Origin of the sequence: Thermodesulfovibrio sp. 1176 (genome assembly GCF_029946585.1) — a bacterium.
Classification (GTDB): Bacteria; Nitrospirota; Thermodesulfovibrionia; order Thermodesulfovibrionales; family Thermodesulfovibrionaceae; genus Thermodesulfovibrio.
In genome coordinates this window covers 1-321 of sequence record NZ_JARZRZ010000019.1, presented here as the reverse complement: position 1 = coordinate 321, position 321 = coordinate 1, and the positions used below count along the sequence as shown (strand labels likewise).

Below are 321 nucleotides of genomic sequence, written 5' to 3'. Positions count from 1 at the left end.
TCCTGTTAAACAAGTACTCCTCTAATTCTTCCTTGCTTTCTGCCAGTACATCTAATGCCCTGTATAGATGATTTATCCCTATACTTTCAAACCCTAAAAAATCCTTCCTGCTTTCATACATCCCAAGCTTGCTGTCTGATGAAATCATATGCCTTGCTGTCATATAAAGTACTGCTTGAGATAGATTAAATTGTTTCTTCTTTGATACTCTGCTGAAAAACTCATCAAACTGAAATTTATCCCAAAGCTTCTTTATTAGACAATGTCCATAATTTAGTACTCTTCCTTCTGATATTTTTGTAAGGTCAAACTGTTTCTCTA

General features: G+C 34.3%; 1 pseudogene. It reads right to left on the bottom strand.

The annotated features are described in order from the left end of the window. Positions 1 to 321, bottom strand: a pseudogene (locus QI155_RS10975) (hypothetical protein); the annotation flags it as partial.